Genomic DNA, 14,220 nt, shown 5'->3' on the forward strand with positions numbered 1-14,220 from the left:
AGTCCGCCGCGCCCGGCCGCAGGGCCAGGCCGAGGCCGTCGTCGGCGGGCGCCGCGGCGGCACCCACCGCCCCGGCCACCAGGGCGGTCACCAGTACGGGGAACGCTGTCGCGAGTCGCGCCGTCCACCTCATGGTGGGGACTGTAGGGGCGGGACGGGCCGATTCCCGTGCTCTGTCGGGGACCGGTCGCTGTGGGTCCGCGTCAGTCGGCGGCGTCGAGCAGGGACTGCACGGCGGCGTGGACGCGGGCGGCACAGCGCCGCACGTACGCCTCGTCGGCGGCGGCGTCGGCGCCGTGGCGGTCGAAGTGGACCGGTGGCCCGACGACGATGGTGATGCGGGCCGGAAGCGGCAGGTAGGGCACGGCCGGAAGGAAGGTCAGGCCCCACGGCAGGCTGAGCAGGAGGGGCCAGCGGACCAGTCGCAGCCACCGCCGCGTGCCCAGCAGCCGGGCCACGGCGGCGCCGTCGTACAGGACGATCGCCGTGTTGTGCGCCCCGGCCGCGGCGATCGGGACGACCGGCACCCCGCATGCCACAGCGAGCCGGGCGTGGCCGACGCGCCCCTCGAAGACCACCGTCCGCCGCTGGGTCCAGCGGCGGGCGCCGTCGGCGTCACCCCCGGGGTACACCAGCACCTTGTCGCCGCGCGCGAGCAGGGCCGCCGCGGTCGCCGGGTCCGCGGGAACGGCGCCCAGCGGCCGCAGCCAGCGCCCGAGCAGGGTCAGACCGAGATCATGGGTGAGCACCCAGGGCGTGTCGGCCAGCCCACGGCTCCGGTGGACGGCCGCGCCGAACAGGTAGGTGTCGCCGGTGTAGAAGCCGCCGTTGTGGTTGCCGACGAACAGCGCCGGGCCGGCGGGGATCCGGTCCAGGCCGACGACGCGCGCACGGTGGTAGGGCACCAGGAGGCGCCGCACCAGACGTGCCGCGCGGGCGATGGCCGCCGGGTCGCGGTGTGGCGTCACGAGGTGCGGGAGGCGGCACGCAGCGCGGTCAGCAACGGCCGGGTCAGCCGCCGGGTGGCGGGAGTCAGCAGCCGCCGCTGCAGGTGTTCACCGACGGCGTCGACGGCGGCCAGCGCATAGGTCGGGTAGGGGTGCACGGTGCGGTACAGCTCGGTCAGCCGGCCGCGGCGGGCGATCAGGGCGGCCAGCTCGCCGATCACCTCGCCGGCGGCCGGAGCCACGACGGTCGCGCCGACCAGCCGCCCCGCCGGGTCAGCGACCAGGGACGCCCACCCGTCCGTGCGCCCCGCGGCCACCGCCCGGTCCACCTCGGCCAGATCGAGGCGGGTGACCACCGCCCGCCCACCCCACCGGTTCCGGGCCTGGGAGGCGCGGAGGCCGACGCGGGCGACCTCGGGGTCGGTGAAGATCACGTACGGCATCGAGAGGTAGCGCACGCGGCGGGGCAGCAGGAACAGCGCGTTGAGTGTCGCCGTGGCGGCCTGGTGGGCGGCGACGTGGGTGAACGGCAGCACGCCCGTCACGTCGCCGGCGGCGTACACCCCGGGGGCCGACGCCCGCATCCGGGCGTCCACCCGGATCGCGCCCCGGTCGGTCAGCGCCACGCCGGCGGCACGCAGGCCCAACCCCGCGGTGCGTGGCCGTCGTCCGCCGGCGACGAGAACGCGGTCGACGTCGATCCGACCCGGTCGCATCCCGTCCGTCCGCGCCCGCCACGGGCCCTCCCCGGTGACCTCGCTGAGTTCGGTGCCGGTCCGTACGTCGACGCCCTCGTCCCGGAGCCGCGCGGCGATCAGCTCGCCGACCTCCGGATCCTCCCGCGGCAGCAGTCGTGGGGACCGTTCCACCAGGGTCACCTCGCTCCCGAGGCGGGCGAACGCCTGGCCCAGCTCGCAGCCGACCGGCCCGCCGCCCAGCACCAGCAGGCGGCGCGGCAGCGTCGTCAGGCTCCAGACCGTGTCGCTGGTCAGCGGGCCGGCGTCGGCAAGCCCGGGCACGGACGGCACCGTCGGCTCCGAGCCGACCGACACCAGGACGCACCGCGCCGTCAGCTCCCGCCCGTCCGACGCCAACCGCACGCGGCGCGGCCCGACGAAGGTCGCCTCGTCGGAGATCACCTGAGCGCCGGCGGCGCGGACCCGCTCCGGCGCGTCGTGCGGCGCGATGGCCCGCTGCGCGGCGCGCACGTGCGCCATCACCTCGGCCAGGTCGACCACCGGCTCCACCGGTGTCAGCCCCACCCGGTCGGCGCGCCGCATCCGTTGGGCCAGGTCGGCCGCCTCGATCAACGCCTTGCTCGGCACGCAGCCCGTCCAGAGGCACTCGCCACCGGTGCGGTCCCGTTCGACCAGGGCGACCCGGGCGCCCAGCCCTCCGGCGACCACCGCCGAGACCAGGCCCGCCGTGCCCCCGCCGAGGACAAGAAGATCAAGGTCGGTCACGGATGCCCCGCCATCGGCACCGGTCGCCGTACGCCCTTCGTCATGCCGTGACGCTATCCGCGCGGCACGCGCACCCGCACGGCTTGCCGGAGATGTCAGCGACCGGTAAGAACCGACGGGTCCGGTCGGTCAGCCGGATCGCCGACCCGACACCACGTGGATGTGTCCGCCGCGCAGCACCTCGTGCCGCACATCGACGAAGCCGGCCTCCAGCGGTGTCCACGGATGCCGATGCGGATCGGAGCCACCGGCGAGGCATGCCAGACGGGCGGCCGGGGAGAGGATCCGCCACCCGTTGGCCGGCAGGGCGAGGTCGACGATCGTCGCCCGCCCACCGGGGCGCAGCAGGTCGATCGCCCGTTCCCACGCTCGACGCCAGTCGGCGACGACACTGAGCGCGTAGACGAAGAGCACCGCGTCGAACTCCGGGCCCGCCCGCAGCGCCGGTGGTGGATCCGCCGCGTCCGCCAGCATCAGGTGGACGTTCGTCCAGCCGGCGCGATCGACGCGCGACCGCGCGCGGCGCAGCATCTGCGGACTCGCGTCGACACCGACCACCGCACCGCCCGCACCGACCGACGCGCGCACGAGCGGCATGGTCAGTCCCGTCCCGCAGCCCACGTCCAACACCCGGTCCCCGGCCCGCAGGGCGGTCGCGGCGACCCCGGCCACGCGTCCCGCCCGGTAGACGGGCCATTCCAGCGACACCACGTCGTACAGGCCCGCCACCAGTCGATACCGCAGGCCGCTCACGGCGCGCCCCGGGCCGGCTCCGTCCGCGCCGGCCGGGTGCTCCGGTCGGGCGAGGTGAGGGCCATGCCGCAGACCTACCCGTCGCGGGGGCCGGCTACGCCTACGGCTGTCGCCGCTGATCGCGCCACACATGCGAGAAAGCCCTGGCCCGCAGAAGACTGCCGGACCAGGGCTTTGCTCGGTGGTGCGCCGCCAGGGACTCGAACCCCGAACCCGCGGATTAAGAGTCCGCTGCTCTGCCAGTTGAGCTAGCGGCGCTCGCTGACAACGGGAAGAACCTTAGCATGCCCGCCGAGGCGGGTTCCAATCCGATACCGGGCTCCCCCCTTCGGTCGAGCTTAACCGGCAAAAACGCTTAAAACGCCCAGCCGGCACGGGACGGGGGCGGGTGTGGCGGCGTCGATGGGGCACGATGTCCGCCAGGCACGCTACGACAGGGGTGGGCATGGGCAGGTTCGCGCGGGCCGGGGCGATGGTGGGCGTCCTGGTCCTCACGGCGTCGCTGGCACTGACCGGGTGCGGCGGCGACGAGGAGAAGCCGGCGTTCGTGCCCGGCCAGCAGCAGGTCGGCGGCGTCTCGTCGACCGCGCCGGATCCGAGCGCCGCGCCGAGCGACGCCGCCGCGGCCACGCCGCTGACCGTGAGCCCGGCCGACGGCGCGACCGGACGGCCGGTCAGCAGCGAGATCAGCGCGCGGATCCCGGGCGGGGGCACGGTGTCGAAGGTCGTGCTCACCAGCGCCGACGGCGCCACCGTCGCCGGGCGGATGCGCCGCGACGGGTCCGGCTGGGTGCCGTCCACCGCGCTGAAGTACGCCACGAAGTACACCGCCACGGTCACCGGGACCGGCGAGGACGGCGCGCCCCGACAGGGCACCAGCACGTTCACCACGATGGCCAAGCCCAAGTCGATGATCGGCTCCGGCCTCTACCTGTTCAGCGGCAAGACCTACGGCGTCGCGATGCCCGTGGTCGCCGAGTTCTCGCCGGGCATCCCGAAGAAGGACCGGGCCGCGGTGCAGAAGCGGATGTTCGTGCAGACCGACCCGCCGCAGCCCGGCGCCTGGCACTGGGTCGACAACGGCACCCAGGCCTACTACCGGGCCCCGGAGTACTGGAAGACCGGCACCACGATCACGGTCCGGCTGGCGCTGGCCGGGATCCCGCTGAGCAACGGCCGCTACGGCAACCTCGACCGCAGCGCCACCGCCAGGATCGGCCGGGCGTTCGAGATGTCCGTCGACAACGCGACCAAGCGGATGACCGTCTCCGAGAACGGCGCGGTGATCCGCACGCTGCCGGTGAGCCTGGGCAAGAAGAGCACCCCGTCCTCCAGCGGCACCATGGTGGTGATGGAGAAGAAGGAGTCGACCGTCTTCGACACCCGGGACGAGCCGGACCCGAACAACCAGTACGTCACGAAGATCGACTTCGCCCAGCGGCTCACCTGGGGCGGCGAGTACATCCACGCGGCACCGTGGTCCGAGGGGGTGCAGGGACGCCGGAACGTGTCGCACGGCTGTGTCAACGTGTCGATGGCGGACGGCCGGTGGCTGTTCGGCAGGACGCTCGTCGGCGACCCGATCACGGTGAAGGGCACCGAGCGGCGGCTGGCCCCGGGCAACGGCTGGACGGCGTGGAGCATGAGCTGGTCGCAGTTCGTCGAGGGCAGCGCCCTGCCGGTGCCCAAGGGCGGACAGCCGGCGCCGTTCTGACCGGCGTAACGTGGTCGGACGCACCGCCGGACACGCCTCCCCGAGCACAGCGCCGGGCGACAACAGAATCGTTACACCGTCGTCAGGGTGTTCCGCTTCACTCCCGGCAACGGGTCACCGTTCCGGTGCGTCTGACCAGAGACGATGGGGACCGGGCATCACACTTGTGAGGGATACATGCGAGCTGGCCAGGACGAACTGATCCGGGGCGCAACCGCCCGGCGCGGCGGACGCCGCGCGCTCGCGGCCGTGGTGCTCGCCGCCGCCATGGCCCTGACCTCCGCCTGCACCGGTGGCGGAGACGACAAGTCGTCGAGCTGGCAGGGCGGCGGCGACGGCGGCGAGAAGGCCCCCAAGGCGGCGGCCACCATCAGCGAGCCGGCCGCCGACGCCAAGGACGTGCCGGCCTCCACCGCCATCACCTTCACCACCACCGAGGCGCAGGAGACGAGCGTCGAGCTGAAGGACTCCACCGGCAAGACCGTCGAGGGCGAGTTGGCGGCGGACGGGAAGAGCTGGCTGCCGGCCGGCGCCCTGGACTACGCGCAGACCTACACCGCAACCGTGACCGCCACCGGCGACGACGGCAAGGCGGCCACCGCCACCAGCACGTTCACCACCATGGCCAAGCCGTCCAAGCAGATCCGGGTCAGCAGCTTCCTCGGCGACAACCAGGTCGTCGGCGTGGGCATGCCGCTGATCGTGAAGTTCGGCCGGGCGATCCCGGAGGACTACCGGGACGACATGCAGCGCCGGATGACGGTCACCGCGAAGCCGGCCCAGGAGGGCATCTGGCACTGGGTGAGCCCCACCGAGGTGCGCTACCGGCCGAAGACGTTCTGGAAGGCCAACAGCACCGTCTCGTACCGGGTGCAGGCGGGCGGGCTGCCGCTCGGCGACGGCTGGTACGGCCGCTCCGACCTCAGCGTCGACGTCAAGATCGGCCCGGCGTTCGTGATGACCGTGGACAACAAGACCAAGCGGATGACCGTCACCAAGGACGGCAAGGCGGTCAAGACGATCCTGGTCAGCCTCGGCAAGAAGAGCACCCCGTCGTCCAGCGGCACCATGGTGGTGATCGAGAAGCTCCGCCACACCGTCTTCGACACGATGGAGGAGCTGGGCCCGGAGGAGGGCTACCGCACCGAGATCGACTACGCCCAGCGGCTCACCTGGGGCGGCGAGTTCATCCACGCCGCGCCCTGGTCCGAGGGCGTGCAGGGCCGCAGCAACGTGTCGCACGGCTGCGTCAACGTGTCGATGAAGGACGGCAACTGGCTGTTCGCCAACACCCGCATCGGCGACCCGATCACGGTCAAGGGCACCGAGCGCAGGCTCCAGAACGGCAACGGCTGGACCGACTGGAACATGAGCTGGGACGAGTACGTCAAGGGCAGCGCCCTGCCGTACGAGCCGCCGGCAGAGCCGGGCGACGACACCAGCCCGACCGCCGGGACGCCCAGCGCGCAGCCGACCGCCTGACCGGCGTCACCGAGCGGCCCGTCCCCACCGGGGCGGGCCGTTCGCCGTTTCCGGGTACGGCCCGACCGGCCCCCGGAAACGGCGAAGCCCCCTCCCGGAGGAGGGGGCTTCGTCATCGGGTGACTGATGGGAATTGAACCCACGACAACCGGGACCACAACCCGGTGCTCTGCCAACTGAGCTACAGCCACCATGCTCGCCGCTCCGGTCGACCCGGGCGGTGCGCGGACTAATAATAGCCACACCCCGGCCGGCCCCGTCCACCGGGTTCGGCCCCGGTGTCAGAGCTGCGCGGCGATCGCCTTCGCGGCCTCCACGTCCGGCCCGGGCAGCGGCACGAACACGGTCCGCCGGTAGTACTCCAACTCCCGGATGCTCTCCCGGATGTCGGCCAGCGCCCGGTGGGCCAGGCCCTTCTGCGGCTGGCCGAAGTACACCCGCGGGTACCAGCGCCGGCACAGCTCCTTGATCGACGAGACGTCGATCATCCGGTAGTGCAGGTGCGCGTCGAGCCGGGTCATGTCCCGGGCCAGGAAGCCGCGGTCGGTGGCGATCGAGTTGCCGCACAGCGGTGCGGTGCGCGGGTCCTTGACGTAACTGGTCACGTAGTCGAGCACCATGTCCTCGGCCTCGGCCAGGGTGACCGTGGAACGGCGTACCTCCTCGGTCAGGCCGGACTTGGCGTGCATGGTCCGCACGATCTCCGGCATGCCCTCCAGCGCCGCTTCGTCGGCGTGGATCACCACGTCGACGCCCTCACCGAGCACGTTCAGGTCCGGGTCGGTGACGAGCGCGGCGACCTCGATGAGGGCGTCCCGACGCAGGTCCAGCCCGGTCATCTCACAGTCGATCCAGACGAGAAGATCAGCCACCGGGACAGACTACGCGCCGCCGACCCGCCCGCGCCTCGGCACCGGGGGCCAGGTGGACCGCTAGGGTTTCCCCGTGCCAGCCGAACCCGTAGCCCCACCCGCCGTCGCCCAGGACGAGGCGGGCGGACGTACGGCCCGGCGGGTGGTCACGGTGCTGGCGCTCGCCGCGGTGCTGCCGGCGCTCTACCTGCCCGGCTTCGTGCACGACTACTTCGACCTGAAGATCTACATGCGGGCGATGGACTGGTGGGCGGACGGTCACCCGCTCTACGACTACGTCCAGCCGGACCGGGTCCAGGGCGCGCTCTACTTCACCTATCCCCCGTTCGCGGCGCTGTTGCTGCGCCCGTTCGCGCTGCTGCCGCTCGGGGTCACCATCGCCGCCTTCACGGCACTGACCCTGGCCGGCGTCGTGGTCACCACCCGCTGGCTGGTGCTGCCGGTGCTCCGGCGGCACGACCTGCACCGCGTGTTCGGCCTGACCGTCGCCGTCCTGCTGGTCCTGGCGGTGGAGAGCACCCGGGAGACGCTCACCTTCGGGCAGATCAACATGCTGCTGGTGGTGCTGATCCTGGCCGACCTGCTGTTCGCCGTACCGCAGGGGCGGCGCTGGGCCGGCGTGGGCGTGGGGCTGGCGGCGGCGCTCAAGCTCTTCCCCGGCATCTTCGTGCTCTACCTGCTGGCCACCCGGCGGTGGCGGGCGGCGGCGGTGGCGACGGCGACCGCCACGGCGGCCACGCTGCTGGCCGCCGCGGTCGCGCCGGCCGACTCGTGGCGGTTCTGGACCCACGAGCTGTGGGCCACCGACCGGGTGGGGCGCACCGACTACACCGGCAACCAGTCCCTGTTCGGCCTGCTCAGCCGGATGACCGCACCGGAGGAGCCGAGTCGCCTGCCGTGGCTGCTGCTCGCGCTGCTGGTCGGCGGGTACGGGCTGTGGCGGGCGGCGCGCGCGGCGCGGGCCGGGGACGCGCTGACCGGCCTGACGCTGACCGGCCTGGTCGGCGGCCTGGTGAGTCCGATCACCTGGACCCACCACCTGTACTGGTTCATCCCGGCCGTGGTGGTGCTCGTCGACGCGGCGCTGGACGCCGACCGGGCGACGCCCGCCGGGAACCGTCGGCGGCGCGGCCTGCTCGCGCTGGCCGTGGGCACCGGCGTGGTGATCGTGTACGGGGTGGTGACGTTCCAGGACTGGGGGGCCGGGCCGGCCCGCACCGACGACCCGGTCGACTTCGTCGCCCGTAACGCGTACGTGCTGCTCAGCCTGCTGTTGCTGGTCGTGCTGCCGATCCGCCGCAACCTCGACGCGACATCCGAAAATTCGGACTGACCGGACAGACCTCGCGTCCGGGCCGGTTCGGCGCTAATCTTGTCCCAACTACCTCAGGTTTCTCCCAGGTAGCACCGAATTCCCCCGGTGACGGTGGCCCTCCGCGTCGGCAGCGCGGAGGGCCGTCCGCCGTCGGTGCCTCACTCCTGCGCGGGCGGCGCGCCCACGGCGACCAGTTGCCGCCGGGGCAGCGGCGGCGGGACCGGCTGGCGGCCCAGCCCGCTCAACGAGCTGACGCCGAGCCGCCCGGCCAGCACCGGCACCTGGTCGGGCTCGACGACGAAGACCACCTCGCGCGGCCGGCTCGGACGCAGCAGCAGCGTCGCGGCGAGGACCACCAGCAGCGTCCCGCCGGCCAGCAGCGCCCACACCAGCCCGGGGAACCAGCCGGACCGCACCTCGCCCCGCATCTCCAGGTCGAGCCCGGCGGCGCCGTCCGGACGCATCACCACCAGGCTCAGCGACCGGTCGGCGAACTCGGCCGGACTCCACTCCAGCGAGCCGACGCCCTGGCGTATCCAGAAGGGCTGACCGAGCGGGACGGCGCCGTCCGCGCCGGCGGTGGCCGGGTCGAGACCGACCGGCAGCGGCCCCCGGGTCACCGCGACGCGCCGCACGGTGCTGTGCGGGACGTCGGCCAGCCACCGTCGCACCTGGTCGGTCGGGGCGAGGCCGAGGAACGCCGGACCGCCGGCGTCCCGTGCGGTGAGGCGCAGCCGGGCCGGCCCGGTCCGGACGATCGGGAGGTCGGCGCGGAGCGTCGCGTCCACATCGGCGACCACCACCGCGCGGGCGGGCGTGCGGACCGGCTCGAAGCGGGCGGAGAAGCCGCCGTCCGGGTCGGCGTGCCGGGCGGCGATCCCGAGTACGGCGCCCGCCACCAGTACCGCGACTCCCACTGCCAGCGCCAGCATGCCGGCGATCGTGCGTACGAAACGCATTCGCGTCGTCCCTCTCGGTAGCCAACTACCCGGCCGACCTTACCGACGCCTGTCGCGCGATCGCCGGATATCGGCGGCACCCGTCCCGGAACGGCAACCGGCCCGGCGGACACGATCCGCCGGGCCGGTGACTGCTGCCGTGCTCAGGACTTCGCGGTGGGCTCCCGCCGGGTACGCGCGAACGCCAGGCCGCCGAGGACCAGACCGGCCAGGCCGGCGACCAGGCCGGCCACCCCGAGCGCCGTGCCCGCACCCGAGTCGTCGTCGTCATCGTCGTCGTCACCGGCCGTGGCGACCGCCGGCGCGCTCGCGCTCGGGGACGCGGACGCCGCGGCGGCCAGCCGAAGCACCGGGGCCGGGTTCTCCGGCTCCTCCGCGCCCGGCGTCGGCTCCTCGATCCAGCGGGAGACGTTGCCGTCGGAGTAGGTCTGGAGCACCTTGAACACCATGGTGTCCACCTGCGGCAGCGGCCCCATCGACACCGGGAACTCCTGGAACTCGCCCGGCTTGACCCCGCCGCCCTGCGCCGCCGTGAAGGTCAGCTTGGAGACCGCCTCGGTGAGCTGGCTGCCGTGCACCTCGATCGGCGGGTCGACCTTGCGCTTCTCCACCGCCACCGTCCAGCCCGGCACCGGCATGGTGGAGACGGAGCCCACAGGCGCGTTCGCCGGCAGGTTCACCTCGACCTTGACCGTCGACGCCGTGTCGCTCTCGTTCGGCACCCGGAACGCGAACCGGCCGTAGCCGCCCTGCGCACCCTCCTGCGGGTTGATCGTGACGTGCGCCGAGGCCGGCCCGGCCAGGCCGAGCACGGCCGTGGCGACGGCGGCGAGAGTCAACGCGGCGGCGGTCGCGGGACGCCGGAGACGGATCATCAGATGGGACCTTCCATTACTTGATCGGCACGGTGGCGGTCACCGTGGCCTGGTCGATGTCGGACGTACGGACGGTGAGGCGGAGCTGCCAGTCACCCCGGGCCGGCAGGTTGACCTCACCGGTGGCGTGGTTGTCGCTCAACGGCAGCAGCGGGACCGTGATCGGCTCGATCCCGGCCGACGGCAGCGCCGCCGTGACCTTCCACTCCTGCACCGGCAGCGGCCGGTTGTCCTTCGTGTAGGCGTAGAGGTGCAGCGAGTTGTTGCCGGTCTCGGCCGGGTCCAGCTCGACCTGGAGCGAGTAGATCGGGCTGCTCAGGGTGGTGGAGAAGTAGCCGGCCGGCGCGCCGGCCACGTCGGCGGCCGCGGTGCGCGCCGGGGTGGTCTGCACCAGCGTCGCGGACAGGCCCAGCACCACCGCGGTGATCGCCAGCTCGGCCACCACGGCCCGCCGCATCGAGCCCGGTCGGCCGGCGGCGATCCGCCGGCGCACCAGCGCCCGGGAGTACGCGGCCACGCCGACCACCAGTGCGAACAGGCCGATCTTGGCGAGCAGCAGCCGCCCGTAGGTGGTGTCGACGAGCGCCTTCGGGCTGGCCACCTCGATCAGGCCCTGCACGGTGCCGGCCAGCAGCAGGGCGGCCACGGCCAGCGCGGCCCAGCGGGACCAGATCGGCAGGATCGCGTCCAGCTCGCGCTCGTCGGCGCGGCGCAGCAGGAAGACCGCCAGCATCACCAGGCCACCCAGCCAGACCGCCATCCCGCCCAGGTGCACGGCGTCCACCACCACCGAGACGGCGGGCGCCGGAGAGGCGGCGGCGTGACCGGCGAGCGGCCAGGTGAACAACGCCGCCCCGCCGAGGACGGCCAGGATGATCCCGTCGGTGCGCCCGACCGGACCGGCGAACAGCGGGCGGAGCAGGAACGCCGCCGCGGCCAGCAGGCCCAGCCGGACCAGGTGGGTGCTGCCGTAGGCGCTGCCCAGCACGTCGCCCAGGCCGGAGCCGGTGACGTCGAACAGCCCGCCGCCGTTGGTGTAGGGCACCTGGAGCCACAGCTCGGCCAGGGTGGCCGCCGCCAGCACGCCGAGGCCGGTCCAGGCCAGCCGCGCCGGACCCCGGCGGGACAGCCGGCGGGGCCAGAGCGCGGCCAGCACCAGCGCCGGGCCGACCAGCAGCAGCAGACCCACGTAGCCGACGTACTTCGCCACCTTGACCGCGTTCTCGGTCACCGGGTTCGCCCGGTTGTCGGAGCCGGTGTCGGTAGGCGGCTCCGACGGCGCGCCGACCGAGTAGGTGAAGGCGCCGGAGACCGGGTGGCTGTCCGCCGAAATCACCCGGTAGCTCACCAGGTAGGTGCCGCGCGGGCCGGACGGGTCCACCGGGATGGTGACCTCGCCGCCCTGGAACGTCGGCTCGCCCCGGTCGGCCCGAGAGCCGTCCGGCGCGATCACCCGGACCTTGCCGGGCACCTTCCGGACGCCCTCGCTGAAGGTGATCACCACCTGGGCGGGCGCCTCGGGCACCACGGCGGACGCGGCGGGGCTGCTGCTCACCAGCACCGCGTGGGCGCTGGCCGGGGTGGCCGGGGCGAGCAGCAGGGCGACCAGGAGGAGCAGCAGCCCGGCGGCGGCCCCGGAGCGGGCGGCGACGGCCCCGGGCGGGCGGCGTACGGCAGCAGTCATGACCGCCATGGTTCCCGAACCGCGGTGCGTCCCGCGAGCCGACCTCCGCCGGGCCCGCCGGTACGCCCGGTCGGCGCGGCGACGCGCGCCACCGGAACCTGGTCGGAGGTCATGCGGGGGTAGTCGGTCGGCCGACGGAAAAAGTTCCCGGCGTGTGCGGGACCACGGAATGGGTCGAAGGACCCTGTCCCCCACAGGTACGCCGCGTAACCTCGTCTGACGTGATCCCTGCCCCGCGCGACACCGCCGCCGACCCCACCGGTCCGGGGTCCGAGGCTGCGCGGGAGACGGTCACCGGATGGGCGCTGGCCGCCCGGCACGGCGACCCGGCCGCCCAGGCCGCCTTCGTCCGGGCCACCCAGGCCGAGGTCTGGCGCTTCGCCGCCGCCCTGGTCGACCCGGACAGTGCGGACGACCTGACCCAGGAGACCTACCTGCGGGCGTTCCGGGCGCTACCCGGCTTCGAGGGACGCTCCACCGCCCGCACCTGGCTGCTCGGCATCGCCCGTCGGGCCTGCGCCGACCACCTGCGGACCGTGGTCCGCCGCCGGCGGCTCGACGAGCGGCTCGCCGCGCAGGCCGCCACCGACCGGCCGTACCCGGATCCGGCCGGCCAGTTGGGCGCCGCCGACCTGGTCCGCCGGCTGCCCGCCGAGCGACGTTCCGCGTTCGTGCTCACCCAGCTGCTCGGCCTGTCCTACGCCGAGGCCGCCGACGTGGAGGGGGTGCCGGTGGGCACCATCCGCTCCCGGGTCGCGCGGGCCCGCGACGAGCTGGTCGGCGCCGTCGGCGACACGCTGGCCGGATAGCGGGAACCTTTGATGCCTCCCGGACGACGAATGACTGTGACCCCCTCCCCCACCCGGGCCGACCGCTGGCGCGCCCTGCGGCCCTGGCTCGGCGTGGCGGCCCGCCTCGGCCTGGCCGCCGTCTGGCTGATCGCCGGTGGCACCAAGGTCGGTGACCTGGCCGCCTCCGGCCGGGCCGTCAACGCCTACCAGGTGATGCCGTACGACCTGGCCACGGTGATCGGTGCGGCGCTGCCGTTCGTCGAGCTGGCCCTGGGTCTGCTGCTGCTCGTCGGGCTCGCCACCCGGGTCGGCGCCGGCATCTCCGCCGCGCTGCTCGCGGTCTTCATCGTCGGCATCGCCTCGGCCTGGGCCCGCGGTCTGGCCATCGACTGCGGGTGCTTCGGCAGCGGTGGCCAGCTCGGCGCCGGCGAGACGCCGAGCTACCTCCCGGAGATCCTCCGGGACCTGGGATTCCTGGTACTTGCCGGATTCCTGCTGATCTGGCCCCGCACCCCGTTCTCCGTGGACGGCTGGCTGGCGGGCGACATCGTGGAGGACGAGGATGAGTAGCCGCAAGGGACGCAAGGACGCGTCACGGGTGGTACGCGAGCAGATCGCCCGGGAGAAGCGACGCAAGCGCACCCTCTGGACCACGATCGCCGCGGTGCTGGTGCTGGTCCTCGCCGGGGGCATCGGCTGGGCCGTCTACTCCTCGCAGAAGTCGAACGACTTCACCGCGCCACCGGGCGCCAACGACGCCGGCACCGGCATCGTCGAGGGCGGCGGCCCGGTCACCATCGACCTGTACGAGGACTACCTCTGCCCCGTCTGCAAGCAGTTCCAGCAGGTCAACGGCGAGACGATCAACCAGCTCGTGAACGAGGGCAAGGCGAAGGTGGTCTTCCACCCGGTCGCCTTCCTCAACCGCTTCTCCACCACGGAATACTCCACCCGCTCCTCGGCCGCCTCCGGCTGCGCCGCGCAGGGCGGCAAGTTCCGCGAGTTCACCGACCAGCTCTTCGCCAAGCAGCCGCCGGAGGGCAGCGCCGGGCTGAGCGACGACGAGCTGATCGACATCGGCGCGGGCGTCGGGCTGGACCGGAACGACTTCGCCTCCTGCGTGAACGACGGCACCTACACGTCGTGGACCGAGCACGTGACCGAGGAGGCGAGCAAGTCCGGCGTGACCGGCACCCCGACCATCAAGGTCAACGGCAGCGAGGTGCAGGACAAGAGCCCGGACGGGATCAAGGCGGCCGTGGCGGCGGCCGGGAAGTGATCCCCGCACCGCTGCGCCGGGCCGGGCTGGTGGTCGCCCTCGCGGCCACCGCCCTGCTCGCGCTCGCCGCACCCGCCGCCGCGCAC

The 14,220-nt window shown here is 73.6% G+C and carries 13 protein-coding genes and 2 tRNA genes; 6 read left to right on the forward strand and 9 right to left on the reverse strand.

What is annotated here, in order from left to right:
- Window positions 1-203: 203 nt before the first annotated feature.
- From HUW36_RS12655 to HUW36_RS12670, 4 genes are all read right to left on the reverse strand, one after another.
- Complete coding sequence (locus HUW36_RS12655; RefSeq protein ID WP_174528335.1) at window positions 204-968, reverse strand: 1-acyl-sn-glycerol-3-phosphate acyltransferase; 765 nt, start codon at window positions 966-968, stop codon at window positions 204-206.
- Window positions 965-2,410: a dihydrolipoyl dehydrogenase family protein gene (locus HUW36_RS12660; protein WP_174528336.1), complete on the reverse strand. Its 1,446-nt coding sequence runs from the start codon at window positions 2,408-2,410 to the stop codon at window positions 965-967. Before HUW36_RS12660 ends, HUW36_RS12655 begins: the two co-directional genes overlap by 4 nt.
- Before the next feature lie 129 nt (window positions 2,411-2,539).
- Window positions 2,540-3,139: a class I SAM-dependent methyltransferase gene (locus tag HUW36_RS12665; RefSeq protein ID WP_174528337.1), complete on the reverse strand. Its 600-nt coding sequence runs from the start codon at window positions 3,137-3,139 to the stop codon at window positions 2,540-2,542.
- Between the two features lie 206 nt (window positions 3,140-3,345).
- Window positions 3,346-3,421, reverse strand: a tRNA-Lys gene (locus HUW36_RS12670).
- A gap of 187 nt (window positions 3,422-3,608) precedes the next feature.
- Between HUW36_RS12670 and HUW36_RS12675 the strand changes: the two genes are divergently transcribed.
- Together HUW36_RS12675 and HUW36_RS12680 are read left to right on the forward strand one after the other, a co-directional pair.
- Complete coding sequence (locus HUW36_RS12675; protein WP_174528338.1) at window positions 3,609-4,877, forward strand: L,D-transpeptidase; 1,269 nt, start codon at window positions 3,609-3,611, stop codon at window positions 4,875-4,877.
- Between the two features lie 177 nt (window positions 4,878-5,054).
- Window positions 5,055-6,359 carry a L,D-transpeptidase gene (locus tag HUW36_RS12680; RefSeq protein ID WP_174528339.1) on the forward strand — a complete coding sequence of 435 codons (1,305 nt, stop codon included), beginning with the start codon at window positions 5,055-5,057 and terminating at the stop codon, window positions 6,357-6,359.
- Window positions 6,360-6,477: 118 nt separating this feature from the next.
- On the opposite strand, the gene HUW36_RS12685 is transcribed toward HUW36_RS12680, so the two are convergent.
- Window positions 6,478-6,550, reverse strand: a tRNA-His gene (locus HUW36_RS12685).
- Window positions 6,551-6,640: 90 nt separating this feature from the next.
- The gene (gene orn, locus HUW36_RS12690; protein ID WP_174528340.1) at window positions 6,641-7,231 is read right to left on the reverse strand and encodes an oligoribonuclease; all 591 of its coding nucleotides are present in this window, start codon (window positions 7,229-7,231) and stop codon (window positions 6,641-6,643) included.
- 73 nt (window positions 7,232-7,304) lie between these two features.
- Here orn and HUW36_RS12695 point away from each other — a divergent pair, with 73 nt between their 5' ends.
- Window positions 7,305-8,564 carry a glycosyltransferase 87 family protein gene (locus HUW36_RS12695; RefSeq protein WP_174528341.1) on the forward strand — a complete coding sequence of 420 codons (1,260 nt, stop codon included), beginning with the start codon at window positions 7,305-7,307 and terminating at the stop codon, window positions 8,562-8,564.
- 140 nt (window positions 8,565-8,704) lie between these two features.
- Here HUW36_RS12695 and HUW36_RS35125 read toward each other — a convergent pair whose 3' ends face one another.
- The 3 genes from HUW36_RS35125 to HUW36_RS12710 form a co-directional block, all read right to left on the reverse strand.
- On the reverse strand, window positions 8,705-9,505 hold the full coding sequence (locus HUW36_RS35125; RefSeq protein ID WP_174528342.1) for a hypothetical protein: 801 nt from the start codon (window positions 9,503-9,505) through the stop codon (window positions 8,705-8,707).
- Window positions 9,506-9,648: 143 nt separating this feature from the next.
- Window positions 9,649-10,380 (reverse strand): YcnI family copper-binding membrane protein, encoded by a 732-nt coding sequence (locus tag HUW36_RS12705; protein WP_174528343.1) that lies wholly within the window; start codon window positions 10,378-10,380, stop codon window positions 9,649-9,651.
- A gap of 16 nt (window positions 10,381-10,396) precedes the next feature.
- Window positions 10,397-12,064: a copper resistance CopC/CopD family protein gene (locus HUW36_RS12710; protein WP_425487234.1), complete on the reverse strand. Its 1,668-nt coding sequence runs from the start codon at window positions 12,062-12,064 to the stop codon at window positions 10,397-10,399.
- Window positions 12,065-12,285: 221 nt separating this feature from the next.
- On the opposite strand from HUW36_RS12710, the gene HUW36_RS12715 reads away from it, so the two are divergent.
- The 3 genes from HUW36_RS12715 to HUW36_RS12725 are packed head-to-tail and all read left to right on the forward strand — an operon-like array spanning window position 12,286 to window position 14,134.
- On the forward strand, window positions 12,286-12,873 hold the full coding sequence (locus HUW36_RS12715; protein WP_174528345.1) for a sigma-70 family RNA polymerase sigma factor: 588 nt from the start codon (window positions 12,286-12,288) through the stop codon (window positions 12,871-12,873).
- Between the two features lie 30 nt (window positions 12,874-12,903).
- Entirely contained in the window at window positions 12,904-13,425 is a 522-nt protein-coding gene (locus tag HUW36_RS12720; protein WP_174528346.1) for a MauE/DoxX family redox-associated membrane protein, read from the forward strand.
- A complete protein-coding gene (locus HUW36_RS12725) occupies window positions 13,418-14,134 on the forward strand; it encodes a DsbA family protein (protein ID WP_174528347.1) in 717 nt (238 codons plus the stop codon). The genes HUW36_RS12720 and HUW36_RS12725 overlap by 8 nt, the downstream gene beginning before the upstream one ends.
- The last annotated feature ends 86 nt before the right edge of the window (window positions 14,135-14,220 follow it).

The sequence above is a fragment of the Micromonospora maritima genome, from assembly GCF_902825405.1.
Classification (GTDB): Bacteria; Actinomycetota; Actinomycetes; order Mycobacteriales; family Micromonosporaceae; genus Micromonospora; species Micromonospora maritima.

What these genes read in the sequence shown, in the direction of transcription:
- HUW36_RS12675 (WP_174528338.1), top strand. Translation starts at nt 3,609, where the DNA reads ATGGGCAGGTTCGCGCGGGCCGGGGCGATGGTGGGCGTCCTGGTCCTC.
- HUW36_RS12680 (WP_174528339.1), top strand. Translation starts at nt 5,055, where the DNA reads ATGCGAGCTGGCCAGGACGAACTGATCCGGGGCGCAACCGCCCGGCGC.
- HUW36_RS35125 (WP_174528342.1), bottom strand. Translation starts at nt 9,505, where the DNA reads ATGCGTTTCGTACGCACGATCGCCGGCATGCTGGCGCTGGCAGTGGGA.
- HUW36_RS12705 (WP_174528343.1), bottom strand. Translation starts at nt 10,380, where the DNA reads ATGATCCGTCTCCGGCGTCCCGCGACCGCCGCCGCGTTGACTCTCGCC.
- HUW36_RS12710 (WP_425487234.1), bottom strand. Translation starts at nt 12,064, where the DNA reads ATGACTGCTGCCGTACGCCGCCCGCCCGGGGCCGTCGCCGCCCGCTCC.
- HUW36_RS12720 (WP_174528346.1), top strand. Translation starts at nt 12,904, where the DNA reads ATGACTGTGACCCCCTCCCCCACCCGGGCCGACCGCTGGCGCGCCCTG.
- HUW36_RS12725 (WP_174528347.1), top strand. Translation starts at nt 13,418, where the DNA reads ATGAGTAGCCGCAAGGGACGCAAGGACGCGTCACGGGTGGTACGCGAG.